The sequence below is a fragment of the Streptomyces sp. cf386 genome, assembly GCF_900103585.1.
In the GTDB taxonomy this organism is placed as follows: Bacteria; Actinomycetota; Actinomycetes; order Streptomycetales; family Streptomycetaceae; genus Streptomyces.
In genome coordinates, this window is sequence record NZ_FNHV01000002.1 from 624129 (window position 1) to 640782 (window position 16654).

Genomic DNA, 16654 nt, shown 5'->3' on the forward strand with positions numbered 1-16654 from the left:
CCTCCGGTCGTCAGAAGGAGAACGGGATGTAGCAGGCGGCCGCCAGCACGATCGCTCCCCACCCCAGCAGCGCAGGCTTCCGGTACCAGGCCTCGTCGCCCGGTGCCGGCGGCTCGGCCATGCCGGGGGAGCGGGTGCCGTAGACCAGCCCTTGGAGTTCCTCCGTCGGTTTCGGTGCCGTGAAGAGGGAGACGGCCACCATGACGACCCCGCCGGCCACGAAGCCCGCGATCGCGGAGACGAAGTTGGCGCCCTGGTCGGAGGGGATGGAGATGATGTCCTGCTTGTAGAGGACGAAGTAGTTCACCATCGCCGCCGTCGTGCCGGCCAGCAGACCCCAGAAGCCCGACTTCATCGACGCCCGCTTCCAGAACATGCCGATGATGAAGACCACGAACATCGGCACGTTGAAGAAGGAGAACAGGGCCTGGAGGTAGCTCATGATGTTGGAGAAGGAGGAGGCGAGGAACGCCGTGCCGATCGACGCCAGCACACCGATCGCCGTGATCAGGCGGCCGAAGCGGACGTAGTAGGAGTCCTCGCGGTCCGTCACCACGTACTTGGCCCAGATGTCCGTGGTGAACACCGTGTTGAAGGACGACACGTTCGCCGCCATGCCCGCCATGAAGGCGGCCAGCAGGCCGGTCACCGCGATGCCCAGCACGCCGTTCGGCAGCAGGCCCTCCATCAGGTACGGGATGGCGTCGTTGTACTGGTAGCCCGACTCCTCGGTGCCGAAGCCGGGGATCAGGGCGGCGGCGGCCAGTCCCGGGATCATCACCAGGAACACGATGAAGATCTTCGGGAACGCCGCGATCAGCGGGGTGCGCTGGGCCGCGGAGAGGTTCTTCGCGGAGAGCGCGCGCTGGACCTCGGCGAAGTTCGTCGTCCAGTAGCCGAAGGACAGTACGAAGCCGAGGCCGAGCACGATCGTCAGCCAGTTCGCGCCCAGCGGGTTCGCGTCGCCGATGCCGGTGCCGCCCCAGGCGGTGACGAAGTCGTCGCCGTGGGTCTGGGTCAGTTTGTCGCTCAGGCCGTCCCAGCCGCCCACCTTCTTCAGGGACAGCACCGTGATGGGGATGAGGGCCGCCAGGATCACGAAGAACTGCAGGACCTCGTTGTAGATCGCGGAGGACAGCCCGCCGAGGGTGATGTACGCGAGCACGAAGAAGCCCGCTACGACGATCGCGACCCACTGGGGCCAGCCGAGCAGGGCCTCCACCACGATCGCCAGGGCGTAGAGGTTCACACCGGCGATCAGGATCGCGGCGCAGGCGAACAGGATCGAGCTGAGCAGGTGCGCCCACTTGTCGAAGCGCAGCAGCAGGAACTCGGGGACCGAGCGGACCTTGCTGCCGTAGTAGAAGGGCATCATCACCAGGCCGAGGAAGACCATGGCCGGGATGGCGCCGATCCAGTACCAGTGGACGGTGTACGCACCGTACTGCGCGCTGTTGGCGGCCATCCCGAGGATCTCGGTGGCGGCCAGGTTGGCGGAGATGAAGGCGAGGCCCGTGACCCAGGCGGGCAGGGAGCGGCCCGAGAGGAAGAAGTCGAGGGTGGTCTTCACCGAGCGGCGGGCCGCGAAGCCGATGCCCAGCACGACGACGAAGTAGATGCCGAGCAGCGTGTAGTCGAGCCAGTTCGTGGGGAGCCGTAGCTCGGCGGCGAGAGGGGTGGGGGAGTATGTGGGGGTTTGTGTGGGGGTGTGCATATGTACTCGCTTCGTTTGGCGAACCGATACAGCGCGGAACCTACGCCCCTGCGTTCAGTAATTGAACACGCCCCGTGACGCTCTTTGTTTGATTGTGATGTTGACTGCCCTGGTGAGTTGTGTTTCTCTGTGTTTAGTTCTGTTTGATGGAGAGTCTCGGAAGACCTGAGTGGCTCGAAATGGAGTCCGGCGTGAAGAAGACCTCGACCCGACTGGCCGACGGTCGTGAGCTCATCTACTACGACCTGCGTGACGACACGGTGCGGGACGCGGTCGACCGCCGTCCCCTGGACCGGACCGTCACCACGTCCGAGGTCCGTCACGACGTGCTGCTCGGTGACGCGGTCGCCATCGCCTCGCACCGGCAGGGGCGGACGTACCACCCGCCGGCCGACGAGTGCCCGCTGTGCCCCTCCGAGGGCGACCGCCTGAGCGAGATCCCGGACTCGTCGTACGACGCCGCCGTGTTCGAGAACCGCTTTCCCTCGCTCGCCGGGGACTCCGGCCGCTGCGAGGTCGTCTGCTTCACCTCCGACCACAACGCGTCCTTCGCCGACCTGACCGAGGAGCAGGCGCGGCTCGTGCTCGACGCATGGACCGACCGCACCTCGGAGCTGTCCTCGCTGCCCTCCGTCGAGCAGGTCTTCTGCTTCGAGAACCGCGGCGCCGAGATCGGTGTCACCCTCGGCCACCCGCACGGGCAGATCTACGCCTACCCCTTCACCACCCCGCGCACCGCCCTGATGCTGCGCTCGGTCGCGGCGCACAAGGACGCGACCGGCGGGGAGAACCTCTTCGACGCCGTCCTGGAGCGTGAACTCGCCGACGAGCGGGTCGTCCTGGAGAGTGAACACTGGGTGGCCTTCGTGCCGTACGCCGCGCACTGGCCGTACGAGGTCCACCTGTACCCGAAGCGCCGGGTGCCCGATCTGCTCGCCCTCGACGAGGAGGCACGCTCAGAGTTTCCCCAGGTTTATCTGGAACTCTTGAGGCGCTTCGACCGGATCTTCGGGGAAGGGGAGCCTCCGACGCCGTACATCGCCGCCTGGCACCAGGCGCCGTTCGGCATGCTGGAGGATTTCGAGGGCGTCGTCCGTGAGGACTTCGCGCTTCACCTCGAGCTTTTCACCATCCGCCGCACTTCCGGCAAGCTGAAGTTTCTCGCGGGTTCCGAATCCGGCATGAGCGTGTTCATCAACGACGTGCCGCCGGAGCGCGCGGCCGAGCGACTGCGAGAGGTAGCGAGTACATGAGCGGGAAGTTTCTGGTCACCGGTGGCGCGGGCTACGTGGGCAGCGTGGTCGCGCAGCACCTGATCGAGGCGGGCGAGGAGGTCGTCGTACTCGACAACCTCTCCACCGGCTTCCGTGAGGGTGTGCCGTCCGGGGCGTCCTTCGTCGAGGGCGACATCCGCGACGCCGCCAAGTGGCTGGACTCCTCCTTCGACGCGGTGCTCCACTTCGCCGCGTTCTCGCAGGTCGGCGAGTCGGTCGTGAAGCCCGAGAAGTACTGGGACAACAACGTCGGCGGCACCATGGCCCTGCTCGGCGCCATGCGCGAGGCCGGTGTGCGCAAGCTCGTCTTCTCCTCCACGGCGGCCACGTACGGCGAGCCGAAGGAGGTGCCGATCGTCGAGTCGGCGCCGACGCAGCCCACCAACCCGTACGGCGCCTCCAAGCTCGCCGTCGACCACATGATCACCGGCGAGGCGGCGGCCCACGGGCTGGGCGCGGTCAGCCTCCGCTACTTCAACGTCGCGGGCGCCTACGGCGACTGCGGCGAGCGCCACGACCCCGAGTCGCACCTCATCCCGCTCGTCCTCCAGGTCGCCCAGGGCAGGCGCGACGCGATCTCCGTCTTCGGTGACGACTACCCGACGCCGGACGGCACCTGCGTGCGCGACTACATCCACGTCGCCGACCTGGCCGACGCCCACCTGCTCGCGCTCGAGGCCGCCCGGCCGGGCGAGCACCTCATCTGCAACCTCGGCAACGGCAACGGCTTCTCCGTCCGCGAGGTCATCGAGACCGTCCGCCAGGTCACCGGGCACCCGATCCCCGAGGTCGTGGCCCCGCGCCGGGGCGGCGACCCGGCGGTCCTGGTCGCCTCCGCCGACGCCGCCCGCGAGCGGCTCGGCTGGAACCCGTCCCGCGCGGACCTCGCCGGGATCGTCGCGGACGCGTGGGAGTTCGCGCAGCAGCGCGGCAAGTAGAACGTACGGAAAGGTCAGGGGCAGGGGATGAGCGTCGACACGGCAGCCGGGGTCGCCCAGCGGTTCAAGGAGCTGTACGGGGCCGAGCCGGAAGGGGTGTGGGCCGCGCCGGGCCGGGTCAACCTGATCGGCGAGCACACCGACTACAACGACGGCTTCGTCATGCCGTTCGCGCTGCCGCACACCGCGATCGCGGCGGTCTCACGGCGTGCGGACGGCGTCCTGCGGCTGCACTCGGCGGACGTCGAGGGCGGTGTGGTGGAGCTGCGGCTCGACGATCTGGCCCCCGAGTCGGACCGGAACTGGACGGCGTACCCGTCGGGCGTGCTCTGGGCCCTGCGTGAGGCCGGCCACCCGGTGACCGGCGCCGACATCCACCTGGCCTCGACGGTCCCGGCGGGCGCGGGCCTGTCGTCGTCGGCGGCACTGGAGGTCGTGGTCGCACTCGCCCTGAACGACCTCTACAGCCTGGGTCAGAAGGGCTGGCAGCTGGCCCGCCTCTGCCAGCGCGCGGAGAACGTGTACGTCGGCGCCCCGGTCGGGATCATGGACCAGACGGCGTCCGCCTGCTGCGAGTCCGGCCACGCCCTGTTCCTCGACACCCGCGACCTCTCCCAGAAGCAGATCCCCTTCGACCTGGCCGCCGAGGGCATGCGCCTGCTGGTCGTCGACACCCAGGTCAAGCACTCCCACAGCGAGGGCGAGTACGGCAAGCGCCGCGCGGGCTGCGAGAAGGGTGCCGCACTGCTGGGCGTCGACGCGCTCCGGGATGTCGCCTACGACGACCTGTCCGCGGCGCTCGACCGGCTCGGCGACGACGAGGAGGTACGGCGCCTGGTGCGCCACGTCGTTACCGAGGACCAGCGCGTCGAGCGCGTCGTCGCCCTGCTGGAGTCGGGCGAGACCCGCGCCATCGGCCCGGTCCTGACGGAGGGGCACGCCTCGCTGCGGGACGACTTCCGCATCTCCTGCCCCGAGCTGGACCTGGTCGTGGACACCGCCCTGGCCGGCGGCGCCCTGGGCGCCCGCATGACGGGCGGCGGCTTCGGCGGCTCGGCGATCGTGCTGGCGGAGGAGGCCGACGTCGCGACCATCACCAAGGCGGTCGAAGAGGCCTTCGGCGCCGCCGGGTTCACCGCGCCCCGGGTGTTCGAGGCGGTGCCGGCGGCGGGGGCTCGGCGGGTGGGCTGACCTCAAGCCTGATGTTTCCGGCTCGGGAGAACAACAGAGCCCACGAGCCGGTCCTCAGCCGCGGCCGAGCGTGGTGCCCGGCTCGTCGACGAGTCGCCAGCGGGACCCCGATGAGGGTCAGGGCGAGGTGGACGGTCAAGGGGCGGGCGCTCCCGTAGTGGGCGGTGAAGCGGGAGCGCAGGCCCTCGACGCGGGCGGCCAGTTCGGCCAGGGAGAAGGCGTTCAGCGTCGCGCTGGTCGTGAGGCCGTCGGCCCGGTCGAGGGTGAGATCGTGCAGGTCGTCGAGGAGTTGGAAGACGTACCCCAGCTCGCCGAGCAGCTCCTGCTCCGGCTCGGACATCCCGGGGCGGAGCAGGGAGAGCAGGGCGACCATGCCCAGCCCGCCCTTTCCGCGCGTGATCTCCAGGACTTCCGGCAGGGCGATCCGGGGGTCCCGCTGGGCGCGGGAACGCAGTTGGAACGCGTGGAGTTCGCGCAGGAGGGGATGGATCGGGTCGTCGGGCGGGTGGGGCAGCCGTACGGCCAGGGCGTCGTACAGCAGGAGCAGCAGTTCCTCCAGGTGACTGCGGGGGTGGAAGGGCTCACGGGGTTCGTCGGCGAACAGGGACGCCAGGTCGGTGTCCAGGCCCTCCCGGTCGCCGTGGTCGACGAGATCGTCGTAGAGGCGGGTGAACGAGCTGCCCAGGACGGTCAGTTCGGCGTCGAAGGGTACGCGCGCCATGGACGCGTACCCCCACAGGGCGAACCCCACCTTCATGCCGGTGCCGAGCAACGTCGCGTGGATCGTGCGGCGCTGGGCGGGGTCGGGCACCGTGCGCTCGACCAGGGGGAGCACGGTCCGGTCGAAGGCACGGACCACCTGCCGGGAGTCGGCGCACAGGAACCGGGCGAGCGACCCCCATCCCCGCGCCGAGACCGCACACCGTAAGACCGCCGCCGCATCACGTCGTCTGTCGCTCCTGGCCTCCCCCATGCGGTGAAGCCTTACCGTGGGCCGTCGCGCGTAGTCCATACCGTCGCACCGCCCGTGCGCCCCTCGCGCACCCAAGAGGGGGTGACGCGGCGCGGCGTTCGGGTACGGTCTAAACGGGGGTACAACCGGTCCGGAATGGACGGTCGATGTGGACACTTCACCAGGAGCAGTCGAGTCGTCGGGCCAGCCGGGCCGACGGGGCGTCATGCTGCGGCCCGATCTGCAAGTGCCGCTGTATCCGCCGGATTCGCGACCCGCGGCCCTGGCCAGGGTTCTTCTCGTACGGCTGAACGCTCCCCGCTTCGCCGAGGCGCAGCGGGCGAATCGTCGGGGCTTCGCGCTGATCGTGGTGCTTCTGGTCGCCGTGCAGTTCGCGGTGACCCCCGAGGCGCGGCCGTATCTGAGGTGGGTCGTCGCGGCACTGGCGCTGTGGCTGCTGGCCCGGGTGTTCGCGCTGGGCAGGACGGAGAGGCGGCAGCGCCACTACGAGCAGCGGTGGCTGGCGGCGCAGAGTGCGGCCCTGCGCGACACCTGGTTCGAGGTCGTGCGCTGCACGGTTCAGGGGCGCCAGGGGCCCGGGCTCGATCGCCGGGACGAGGCGAGCTACGAACTGGCACGCTCCGACGAGGTGCGGGACCTGCTGGACAGACAGGCGTCGGAGCGGGAGTCCGGGCCGATCTCAAGGATCACCGTCGAGTTCACGTTTCCGCTGGCCGGCCGGCAGTACGCGGCCCTCGGCGCGGTCTACGCGGACCTCACGGACATCCAGACGGTCGTCACCGCGGGGCGGCTGCGCTCCGGGCGCGTCCGTTTCCCCGAGGCCGCCTACCACGCCGAGACGTCCCGGACCCGGCAGGGGAGGTACTGGCCGAGCCGCACCACGTTCTGGGCCCTGGGCACACCCCTGCTCTTCACGGCGTCACCCGACGGGTTCCCCGCCGCACCGGCCGACTCGTCAGCCGGCGGCCGTCTGATCGGCTGAGCCCGTCGGCGCGGGGGAGACGGCCGGGCCCACCGAAGCCAAGTGGTGCTGGAGGCTCGCGTGCCGGAACTGGTACTGCGCCCCCGTGGAGCGCAGCACGCCCAGCCGGTAGGCGTCGTCGAGGAAGGTGACCAGGTGCCAGGGGGTACGGCCGTGCCAGGCCAGCCACCACCGGGTCGTGTTGAAGTGACCCCAGGCGCTCGTCGACAGGACGACCATGCCGAGTCCGGCTCCGGCGAGCAGCGCGCCGACCAGGGCGCCGGCGATGCCCGTCAGCGTGGGGGACGCCGAGAAGACCAGGTCGTAGCGCGCCTTGTGGATGCCGGCGGTGGCCAGCAGGCCGCCCACGCCCGCGCCCGCCGCGGAGCCGAACAGCCAGGCGTACAGCACCGCGTCACGGTCGTCCCGCAGTGACCTCAGCGGTGTGATCGCCTGCTTCGGCTCGGTGGGGCGGGTGAACCGGCGAGCGGTGGAAAAGACCACACCGTAGGCCAGACCGGCCGCGATCCCGTATGTCACGGAGTACAGCAGCCCCGCGATGAGCCCTCCGGTGACCGCCCCGATCAGGCCGAACCCGAGGTCGAGGAGCAGGGGCCGCAGGACCAGACGCCGGTGCTGTGCGGAGCGGCGTGGCGCGAATCGCCGCGGCGGCTCCGTGCGTACGAGCCCGAGGAGCGGGCTGAAGACCAGGCCGACCGAGCCGCCGAAGAGGGCGCCGAACGCGGGCCGCCCGAAGAGGCCGAACAGGAGCAGACCGAGCAGACAGCAGGCGACCGTCCCGATCACGCCGGGTATCACGACGAAGGCGTAACCCGGCACACCTGCCAGCTCGCGCAGCTCCCACCAGCGCAGATCGGTGGTGCCGTGTTCCCCGGCGCGGCGGCGGGAGTCCAGCCGGGAGGCGAGGAACCGCAGATACCGCAGTGCCGCGGGCGCCGGCCAGTGGCGTGCGGGGCGGCCCGGATTGCCGTCGTCGGCGCCCACGGGCGGCGAGTCGAAGACGACGGGGACGAACATGTCGAGCAGATAGGCCTCGATCGCCTCGCTGGTGGGGAACCGGCCGTCGTCGAGGAGGTCACGCGGTGAGCTGCCCCGGGGCTGGTAGGTGGCACGGGTCAGGAAGAGCAGCAGCGGCCGGGACAGGGCGGCGGCCAACGGTCCCGTCGGGTCGGTCCGCAGACTGTGCAGGACGGGTGCCCAGCGGTCCAGGTCGTCGGGGAAGTGGGACTCCAGATAGGTGAGGGAGTCCTCGATGGCGACGGGCAGCAGACGCACGGTGCGGCTGTCCGGCAGCGGCTCCTCGGCCGTCGTCGCGTGGAACTCCTCGGTGCGGCAGGTCAGCACGGTGTCCGTCGGCAGGTGCGTGTTCTCCCGCAGGGCACGCAGCACCTGCCCCCGCGCCTCGGGAGGCAGTTCGTCGAGCCCGTCGAGGACCGGGAGCAGCCTGCGGTGGACCAGCAGCTCCCTGGCCGCACCGGAGCCGTACTTCACGGTGTCGCCGAGAAACCGGTAGTCCTCGGTGAGACGCCGGACGATCCAGTCCTGGAAGCTCGTCTCCGGGTCCCAGGCGGACAGCTGGAGCAGTACGGGGATGCGGCCCAGGTCGCCCCGGCGGCACAGGGCGAGGGTCAGATCGACGCACAGGCCCGTCTTGCCGGATCCCGCGTCGCCGACGATGACCAGCCGGGAGGGGTGGGCGAGGTAGTCGTCGATCAGCGCGTCGAGGGTGCCGTGCCGGGTCAGCGGGCCGGCGTCCCCGGCGGGCGTCGTACGGGAGGGCGGTTCGCGGACGGTGTCCCACAGGACGGGGATCCGGTCCACCGCGAGATGCTGCTTGCGACGGCCCGCCTCGGTGGTCCAGTGCCGCTCGATCGCGTGGTTCAACGCGGCTGCGGCGGCGTCGAGTTGCGCCCCCTCGCTGCGCTCGGCGCTCCACGCCCAGGTGCGCTGGAAGAGAGACCTGGCGGGCGAGGCGATGAGCAGCGTCCCACCGATCCCCAGCGCCGCCGTCACCGGCTCCAGCCCGAACCGGATCACCGCCCAGACGGCCACTGCGATCCCGGCCAACCAGAGAGCCAGGGTCCACCGCTCTCTGCTCGTCATGCAGTCATGAAATCCCAACTCGACATGGCCGTCCATAGGGTGACGGATCATCGCCTTGCGATTCCGGCGAGGGCATGGGCGAGGACGGTCCGGATCAGACCGGGTCGGCCCCCCGCAGCGCCGCCACCACCAGCCCTTCGACCTCCTCCCGCGCCACCCTCCGCCCCGTCGCCAGCCCGCTGAAGACCAACCCGTCGACGCAGTACAGCAGCGTGAGAGTGCGGCCCGCCGGGTCCGGGACGCCGTGGTCGGACAGGAAGGTGCGGACGGCGGTGTGGGCCGCGTTGTCGTGCGGGGTGAGGATCGCGCGGAGTTCGGGGTGGCGGACGCTCTCCACCGTGCAGATGTAGCGGGCCAGGGTGCGGGTGCGGGCGGGGCCGGTCAGGCGCTGGGCGATGAAATCGGTCAGCGCGTCGGTGAGTTCGCCGGGGGTGCGGGGCATCGGCAGGGCCTCGCCGGCCGCCTGGAGTTCGGCCTGGTCCAGTTCGACCAGGCGGCGGACCAGGGCTGTGAGCAGGGCCTGGCGGGTGCGGTGGTACGCCGATGTCGTCCCCGGCGGCAGGCCCGCCGCGCGGTCCACGGCTCGGTGGGTCAGGCCCCGCATCCCCTCCTCGGCGAGCACGGTGACGGCGGCGTCGGCGAGGGCGGTGCGTCGTTCGGTTGCCACGCCCCCTTTCTACAGCAGTAGAAGGCCTGGCCTATGCTCGAATTTCTACAGATGTAGAAATGGTGGATGAAGGGGGATGGTCATGGGGCGCAGTGCTGTAGTCGTAGGCGGAGGCATCGGAGGGCTCGCCGCGGCCCTCGGACTGCGGCTGGTCGGCTGGGACGTGACCGTCGTCGAGCAGGCGCCCGCCCTCGCCGACGTCGGCGCCGGGATCTCCCTCGCTGCCAACGGCATCCACGCCCTGGACGCTCTCGGCGTGGGCGACGCCGTGCGGGCCGCGGGCCGGGGGCAGTACACCGGCGGTACCCGCACCCCGGGCGGGCACTGGCTCGCGCGGATGGACGGGGCCGCCGTCGAGCGCGTCGTGGGGACGCCCATCGTCGGCATTCCGCGGGCGGCCCTGCACCGGGCGCTGCGCTCGGCTCTCCCGCCCGAGTCCCTCGTGATCGGCACCGAGGCGACCGGCCTCGACCTCTCCGACCCCACCCGACCCCGCGTCACCTGCGAGGGAGCACCGCGCGACGCCGACCTCGTGATCGCCGCCGACGGAGTCGACAGCCGTCTGCGCACCGCCCTCTTCCCCCACCACCCCGGCCCCGCCTACTCCGGCTCCACGGTGCTGCGCGCCATCACCGAGCACCCCGTCGAACTGCGCACCGACTTCGAGCTGAGCTGGGGAAGAGGCGTCGAGTTCGGGCACATCGCCTTCGCCGACGGACGGGCCGAGTGGCACGCGGTCGTCAAAACGGCGGCGGGTGTACGGCATTCCGATCCACTCGGCGCCGTACGCCGCCGCTTCGGCGACTGGCACGACCCGGTTCCCGCCCTGCTCGCGGCCACCCGCCCCGCCGACGTCCTCCACCACGACGTCCACGAACTCGCCGTCCCCCTGCCGTCGTACACGGCCGGACGCGTCGCCCTGCTCGGTGACGCCGCCCATGCCATGACCCCGAACCTCGGGCAGGGCGCCTGCCAGGCCCTTGAGGACGCGGTCGTCCTGGCCGCCGCGCTCGCGGCCGAGTCCACGCCCGAGGCGGCCCTCGCCCGCTACGACGCCGAGCGCCGCCCGCGCAGCCAGGCGGTCGCACGCGCCGCCCGCCAGGCCGGGCGCATGGGGCACCAGCTCACCAACCCGCTCGCCGTCGCCGTACGCAACACGGCCGTCCGCCTGACCCCGTTCCGCCTCGCCAGACACGGCGTCCTACGGCACCACGCCTGGACGCCGCCGCGGCTCACCCCAGCCGCTTGGTGAGCGTGTACTCCGTGATCCCGGGGGGATAGTCCGGGATCACGCACACCACGTCGTACCCGCGCTTCTTGTAGAACTCCGGCGCCTGGAAGTCCCACGTCTCCACGCGTGCGGAGGTGCAGCCCCGTTCCAGGCGGGCCATGCGCTCCGCGCGTGCGAGCAAATGCGAACCGAGACGGGCGCCGCGATGGCGTTCGTCGACCCAGAGGTACGTCACATGGAGCCAGGTGGTCCAGGTGTGACCGACCAGCCCGCCGGCCACGTCGCCGGAGTCGTCCAATGCCCATACCTGGAGCGGAAGTTCACGTTCACCTGGGGTTCCGCGCAGGGCGCGCAGGATCGGGGAGGCCGCGGTATTGGTGTCCCGCAGCCGCCGCCGGAGCAGATCCTGCCGGGACTTGTCGACTTCTGTCTCCAGACGAAACATGCGGCTCACCATAAACGCGTCGGCCAACCAGTTCTGCAAATTACCTTCCGCTCCTGCCCCCCGCCCGTACTCTGATGAGCAGCACCGGTGGGGGCCGGTGCTGATCAGGGGGCGAGACAGGTCGGGTACGACGCCCGAAGTGGGGGTAGCAGTTCTTGCACGGCGGCGGCCGTGCGGCCATCCGCGCTTCGGGCATCGTGCCCGCGAAGGTGTTCGTCTCCCGGTGTCGTCCTTTGACGATGGGGTATCCCCTGCTCTTCGAGAGCTTGGGGAAGGGGGTTTCGTGCTTCGCATCCGAGTCCTGGTCGTCGACGACCATCGCATCTTCGCCGAGTCGCTCGCCGCCGCCCTGGCGGCCGAGCCCGATGTCGACGTCTCCGCCGCGGGCAGCGGTCCGGCCGCGCTGCGCAGTCTGGAGCGCGCGGCGGCGGAGGGGCGCCGGTACGACGTGCTGCTCGTCGACGCCGACCTGGGCGGCAGTGTGCCGGGCGTCCGGCCGGCCGTACCCGTTCAGGAGGTGGGCGAGGACGGGCTCGTCGACGGCATCTCGCTGGTCGCCGGGGTCCGTTCCGGGCAGCCCGCCGTACGGATCGTCGTCCTCGCCGAGAAGGACGATCCGCGCCGGGCCGCGCTCGCCCTGCAGGCCGGGGCGTCCGGCTGGGTGGCCAAGGACTGCTCGCTGTCCCGGCTGCTCACCGTCATCCGCGGCGTCCTGCGCGACGAGACCCATCTGCCGCCGGCCCTGCTCACGGGCGTCCTGCGGGAGCTGACGGCCGCGCGCAAGCACCGCACCGAGAGCGAACGGCTGGTGGAGTCGCTGACGCCGAGGGAGCGGGAGGTCCTGCGGTGCATGGTGGCGGGACTGGGGCGCAAGGCAGTCGCCGAGCGCCTGTATCTCTCCCCGCACACCGTCCGCACCCATATGCAGAACGTCCTGGGCAAGCTGGGAGTCCACTCGACACTGGCCGCGGTCGCCCTTGCGAGGCGGGCCGGGGTGGGGCCGGTGGATCTGGGGCCGACCGCACGGATCTTGCCGGAGGAAAGCAGCAGCGCCTGATCAACGCCCTGAGCGGCAGCGCCCCGTTAGGGGCGCGGGGCTGTATCGATTTGCGGCTCCGCCGCGTGGGCGCGACCAGCCACGACGGCGCCGCAGACGATCGACGGCCCCCTCAGTGGAGTGCCTACCCAGGGATGTTGTCGAACGGCGCCGTCAACTGGCGCAGCAGACCTGCCAGTTCGCCCCGTTGCGCCCGGGAGAGCTCGGAGAGAATCGCGCGCTCCTGGTCCAGCAGACCGGCGAGCGCCTGGTCCGCGCGGTCGCGGCCCTCGTCGGTGAGGCGCACCAGCACTCCGCGCCGGTCGCTGGGGTCGGGGAGGCGCTCCACCAGGCCCTTCTTGGCCAGCCGGTCGATGCGGTTGGTCATCGTGCCCGAGGTCACCAGAGTCTGCGTCAGCAGCTGGCCCGGGGAGAGTTGGTACGGCGTTCCCGCGCGCCTGAGCGCGGTCAGCACGTCGAACTCCCAGGGCTCCAGGCTGTGCTCGGAGAAGGCCAGCCGGCGTGCGCGATCCAGATGCCGGGCCAGTCTGCTCACCCGGCTGAGCACCTCGAGCGGTTCCACGTCGAGGTCCGGGCGCTCCCGGCGCCACGCTGCGACCAGCCGATCGACCTCGTCCTCCATGACGATCAGTGTAGTGGTTGTGTCGACGTGAAGTCTCTTGACGTCAAGATATCTTTGGGGGCAGGCTGGAGAGCGAGAGACAGGAGGCCTCTGCCATGTCCGCTGCCGCCCCCACCTGGGACCCCGCCCAGTACCTGCGCCACGCCGACCACCGCGCCCGCGCCTTCACCGACCTCCTCGCCCGCGTCCCCGACCTGCCGGGCGACCGCCCCCGCATCGCCGACCTCGGCTGCGGCCCCGGCAACGTCACCGCCCTGCTCGCCGGACGCTGGCCCACCGCGCACATCACCGGCTACGACAACTCCGCCGAGATGCTCGACAAGGCCCACGCCGAGCACGAAGGGCCGACGCCGGGCGGCGGGCGCCTCGACTTCGCCCACGCCGACGTACGGACATGGACGCCCGAGGAGCCGTACGACCTGATCATCAGCAATGCCACGCTCCAGTGGCTGCCCGGGCACGCGGACCTGTTCGCGGACTGGGTACGGGGCCTGCGCCCCGGCGGCACCTTCGCCTTCCAGGTCCCCGGCAACTTCGACGCCCCCAGCCACCGCCTGATGCGCGACCTCGCCCACCGCCACGACCTCACCGACACCCTGCGCCACGACGACGCCGTGCTCGCCCCGGAGGCCTATCTGGGGAAGCTCACCGATCTGGACTGCGCGGCGGACGTGTGGGAGGCGACGTACATCCATCTCCTGACCGGCGAGGATCCGGTGCTGGACTGGGTGAAGGGGACGGGACTGCGGCCGGTCCTGACAGCCCTCGCCGACGCCCCGGACCAGCGGGAGGCCTTCCTGCACGACTACCGGAACGCCCTGCGCGAGGCCTATCCGGCCGGCCCGCACGGCACACCCTTCCCGTTCCGCCGGATCTTCGCCGTGGCCCGGAAGGAGGCGTGATGATCACTGCCGTCGACCATGTCCAGCTCGCAGCCCCGCCGGGATCGGAGGAGCGGCTGCGGACGTACTACGTGGGTGTCCTGGGCATGACCGAGATCCCCAAGCCGCCCGTGCTCGCGGCGCGCGGGGGCTGCTGGTTCCAGGCGGGGAGCGTGCAGTTGCATCTCGGCGTCGAGGGCGACTTCCGGCCCGCGACGAAGGCGCATCCCGGGCTGCGGGTCACCGGGATCGAGGGGTACGCCGCGCGGCTGGCGGCGCGGGGAGCACGGGTGGAGTGGGACGAGAACCTGCCGGGGCACCGGCGGTTCTACTCGTACGACCCCCTGGGCAACCGGCTGGAGTTCCTGGAGCCCGTGACCCCTGTTTGAGGCGGGCGGAGGAGGGTCACCCGCTGGATGACACCGACGTCGAGCCTTACGGGAGTGAGGAACGTGGCGAAGGAAGAGAAGGCCAGGGCCAAGAAGGAACAGATCAAGGGCAAGGCCAAGGAAGCGATGGGCCGCATGGTCGGCAACGAGCGGATGACCGCCGAGGGCAAGACCGAGCAGAGGAAGGGCGACGCGCGCCAGGCGAAGGAGAAGGGCAAGGACACCTTCAAGCACTGACGTGCCCGGCCGGGCACCGACGCACCCGGCTCCGCGCGCCTCAGTTCTTCCGGCGCCCTATCAAGTGCGGCTTCGCCTCCAGGCCGTCCAGCCCGTGCCAGGCCAGGTTCACCAGATGGGCCGCCACCTCCGCCTTCTTAGGGCGGCGGACGTCCAGCCACCACTGGCCGGTCAGGGCGACCATCCCGACCAGGGCCTGCGCGTACAGCGGGGCCAGCTTGGGGTCGAAGCCGCGGCTCTTGAACTCGCGGCCCAGGATGTCCTCCACCTGGGTGGCGATGTCCGAGATCAGCGAGGCGAAGGAACCCGTCGACTGGGGGATGGGCGAGTCACGGACCAGGATGCGGAAACCGTCCGTGTACTCCTCGATGTAGTCCAGGAGCGCGAACGCCGCCTGCTCCAGCAGCTCCCGCGGATGGCCGGCGGTCAGCGAGCCGGTCACCCCGTCCAGCAGGCGCCGCATCTCGCGGTCCACCACCACCGCGTACAGCCCCTCCTTGCCGCCGAAGTGCTCGTACACCACCGGCTTGGACACCCCGGCCTTCGCCGCGATCTCCTCCACCGACGTGCCCTCGAAACCCTTCGCGGCGAAAAGGGTGCGACCGATCTCCAGCAGCTGCTGGCGGCGCTCCGCACCGGTCATCCGGGTACGGCGCGCCCGCCGGGGCTTCTCGTTGCTGGGGGTACTGCTGGAGTCGGTCGCCACGGCGTCAATCATGCCGCCTTCGCAGGCTCCTTCCGGCGCCTGGAGCCGCCTTCCTCGGTGTTCCGGCGCGAATCGATACGCGAGCGTGACGGCCAGCGCACGTCAGAGGCCCAGCCGAGCATCTCGCACCAGCGGATGATCCGCGCCGAGGAGTCGATCTGCCCGCGCTCCACACCGTGCCGCGCGGACGTCGGGTCGGCGTGGTGCAGGTTGTGCCAGGACTCGCCGCACGACAGGACCGCCAGCCACCACACGTTGCCCGAACGGTCACGCGACTTGAACGGCCGCTTGCCCACCGCGTGGCAGATCGAGTTGATCGACCACGTCACGTGGTGCAGCAGGGCCACCCGGACGAGCGACCCCCAGAAGAAGCCCGTGAACGCGCCCCACCAGGACATCGTCACCAGACCGCCGATCAGGGCGGGCAGCGCCAGCGAGAGGATCGTCCAGTAGAGGAACTGGCGGGAGATCGCGCGGATCGCCCCGTCCTTGATCAGGTCCGGTGCGTACTTGTCCTGAGGGGTCCGCTCCTCGTCGAACATCCAGCCGATGTGCGCCCACCACAGGCCCTTCATCAGCGCCGGGAGCGTCTCCCCGTAACGCCACGGGGAGTGCGGGTCACCCTCCGCGTCGGAGAACTTGTGGTGCTTGCGGTGATCGGCGACCCAGCGGACCAGAGGGCCCTCCACCGCCATCGAACCGGCGATGGCGAGAGTGATGCGCAGCGGGCGGTTCGCCTTGAAGGAGCCGTGGGTGAAGTAGCGGTGGTAGCCGATCGTGACGCCATGGCAGGCGAAGAAGTAGAAGAAGACCAGCAGACCGAGGTCGAGCCAGCTCACTCCCCAGCCCCAGGCCAGCGGCACCGCAGCGGCGAGCGCCAGGAACGGGACGACGATGAAGAGGAGGAGCGCGGACTGCTCGAGCGACCCCTTCTTCTCGCCGCCGAGTGTGGCTGAGGGAATCGTGGTGTCGTTGTTCGCCTTCGGGGCGTCATCGATCACATCGGAGCTCGTGGTCATGGGGGCGTCCCCTGTGGGGTTTCGAGGGTTTTGGCAGGTGCCGGGGTCGCAGGAACTGTTCCCAGGTTCCGTTACAACGATCCCTACGGTTCCGTAACCTACGGCGTCGTAAGTATGGCAGTGCGCCGCCCGGCGGCAAGAGCCCGACAGACTGCGCGTTCGGACGGACACCTATCCTTGGAGTCGGTCGGACAGCGCGGTCCGCTCTGATTTCTTCCCGGATGT

Annotated in this window: 17 protein-coding genes; 9 read left to right on the forward strand and 8 right to left on the reverse strand. The window is 70.6% G+C overall.

All coding sequences use genetic code 11. The annotated features are described in order from the left end of the window. Positions 1–10 precede the first annotated feature (10 nt). A complete protein-coding gene (locus BLU79_RS07130) occupies positions 11–1714 on the reverse strand; it encodes a sodium:solute symporter family protein (RefSeq protein WP_093904735.1) in 1704 nt (567 codons plus the stop codon). Between the two features lie 191 nt (positions 1715–1905). Between BLU79_RS07130 and galT the strand changes: the two genes are divergently transcribed. The 3 genes from galT to galK are packed head-to-tail and all read left to right on the forward strand — an operon-like array spanning position 1906 to position 5117. Beyond that, positions 1906–2967 (forward strand): galactose-1-phosphate uridylyltransferase, encoded by a 1062-nt coding sequence (galT, locus tag BLU79_RS07135; RefSeq protein ID WP_093904925.1) that lies wholly within the window; start codon positions 1906–1908, stop codon positions 2965–2967. Beyond that, a complete protein-coding gene (gene galE, locus BLU79_RS07140; RefSeq protein ID WP_093904736.1) occupies positions 2964–3926 on the forward strand; it encodes a UDP-glucose 4-epimerase GalE in 963 nt (320 codons plus the stop codon). Before galT ends, galE begins: the two co-directional genes overlap by 4 nt. 27 nt (positions 3927–3953) lie before the next feature. Beyond that, complete coding sequence (gene galK / locus BLU79_RS07145) at positions 3954–5117, forward strand: galactokinase (RefSeq protein WP_093904737.1); 1164 nt, start codon at positions 3954–3956, stop codon at positions 5115–5117. Here the strand turns inward: galK and BLU79_RS07150 are convergent. Continuing rightward, complete coding sequence (locus BLU79_RS07150; RefSeq protein WP_143052464.1) at positions 5059–6090, reverse strand: hypothetical protein; 1032 nt, start codon at positions 6088–6090, stop codon at positions 5059–5061. The two genes, galK and BLU79_RS07150, sit on opposite strands and share 59 nt — an antisense overlap. A 148-nt stretch (positions 6091–6238) precedes the next feature. Between BLU79_RS07150 and BLU79_RS07155 the strand changes: the two genes are divergently transcribed. Further along, positions 6239–7072 carry a hypothetical protein gene (locus tag BLU79_RS07155; RefSeq protein ID WP_143052465.1) on the forward strand — a complete coding sequence of 278 codons (834 nt, stop codon included), beginning with the start codon at positions 6239–6241 and terminating at the stop codon, positions 7070–7072. Here the strand turns inward: BLU79_RS07155 and BLU79_RS07160 are convergent. Continuing rightward, positions 7046–9175, reverse strand: coding sequence for an NACHT domain-containing protein (locus BLU79_RS07160; RefSeq protein ID WP_177000902.1), 2130 nt, complete (start codon positions 9173–9175; stop codon positions 7046–7048). The two genes, BLU79_RS07155 and BLU79_RS07160, sit on opposite strands and share 27 nt — an antisense overlap. Before the next feature lie 94 nt (positions 9176–9269). Beyond that, positions 9270–9842, reverse strand: a complete 573-nt coding sequence (locus tag BLU79_RS07165; RefSeq protein ID WP_093904741.1) for a TetR/AcrR family transcriptional regulator — start codon at positions 9840–9842, stop codon at positions 9270–9272. Positions 9843–9924: 82 nt separating this feature from the next. Between BLU79_RS07165 and BLU79_RS07170 the strand changes: the two genes are divergently transcribed. Continuing rightward, positions 9925–11094 carry an FAD-dependent monooxygenase gene (locus BLU79_RS07170; protein WP_093904926.1) on the forward strand — a complete coding sequence of 390 codons (1170 nt, stop codon included), beginning with the start codon at positions 9925–9927 and terminating at the stop codon, positions 11092–11094. On the opposite strand, the gene BLU79_RS07175 is transcribed toward BLU79_RS07170, so the two are convergent. Next, positions 11075–11530, reverse strand: a complete 456-nt coding sequence (locus BLU79_RS07175; protein WP_093904742.1) for a GNAT family N-acetyltransferase — start codon at positions 11528–11530, stop codon at positions 11075–11077. The two genes, BLU79_RS07170 and BLU79_RS07175, sit on opposite strands and share 20 nt — an antisense overlap. A 271-nt stretch (positions 11531–11801) precedes the next feature. On the opposite strand from BLU79_RS07175, the gene BLU79_RS07180 reads away from it, so the two are divergent. Continuing rightward, positions 11802–12575, forward strand: a complete 774-nt coding sequence (locus tag BLU79_RS07180) for a LuxR C-terminal-related transcriptional regulator (RefSeq protein WP_093904743.1) — start codon at positions 11802–11804, stop codon at positions 12573–12575. Positions 12576–12699: 124 nt separating this feature from the next. Here the strand turns inward: BLU79_RS07180 and tamR are convergent, their stop codons facing one another. Continuing rightward, on the reverse strand, positions 12700–13197 hold the full coding sequence (gene tamR, locus BLU79_RS07185) for a MarR family transcriptional regulator TamR (RefSeq protein WP_093904744.1): 498 nt from the start codon (positions 13195–13197) through the stop codon (positions 12700–12702). A 95-nt stretch (positions 13198–13292) separates the two neighbouring features. Between tamR and BLU79_RS07190 the strand changes: the two genes are divergently transcribed. The 3 genes from BLU79_RS07190 to BLU79_RS07200 all read left to right on the forward strand — a co-directional run bounded on the left by BLU79_RS07190 (position 13293) and on the right by BLU79_RS07200 (position 14704). Next, positions 13293–14099 carry a trans-aconitate 2-methyltransferase gene (locus BLU79_RS07190; RefSeq protein WP_093904745.1) on the forward strand — a complete coding sequence of 269 codons (807 nt, stop codon included), beginning with the start codon at positions 13293–13295 and terminating at the stop codon, positions 14097–14099. After that, a complete protein-coding gene (locus BLU79_RS07195; protein ID WP_093904746.1) occupies positions 14099–14467 on the forward strand; it encodes a VOC family protein in 369 nt (122 codons plus the stop codon). The genes BLU79_RS07190 and BLU79_RS07195 overlap by 1 nt, the downstream gene beginning before the upstream one ends. Before the next feature lie 63 nt (positions 14468–14530). Then, positions 14531–14704 (forward strand): CsbD family protein, encoded by a 174-nt coding sequence (locus BLU79_RS07200; protein WP_093904747.1) that lies wholly within the window; start codon positions 14531–14533, stop codon positions 14702–14704. 40 nt (positions 14705–14744) lie between these two features. On the opposite strand, the gene BLU79_RS07205 is transcribed toward BLU79_RS07200, so the two are convergent. Then, entirely contained in the window at positions 14745–15422 is a 678-nt protein-coding gene (locus BLU79_RS07205) for a TetR/AcrR family transcriptional regulator (RefSeq protein ID WP_093904748.1), read from the reverse strand. Then, positions 15419–16429 carry an acyl-CoA desaturase gene (locus BLU79_RS07210; RefSeq protein WP_093904749.1) on the reverse strand — a complete coding sequence of 337 codons (1011 nt, stop codon included), beginning with the start codon at positions 16427–16429 and terminating at the stop codon, positions 15419–15421. Before BLU79_RS07210 ends, BLU79_RS07205 begins: the two co-directional genes overlap by 4 nt. Between the last annotated feature and the right edge of the window lie 225 nt (positions 16430–16654).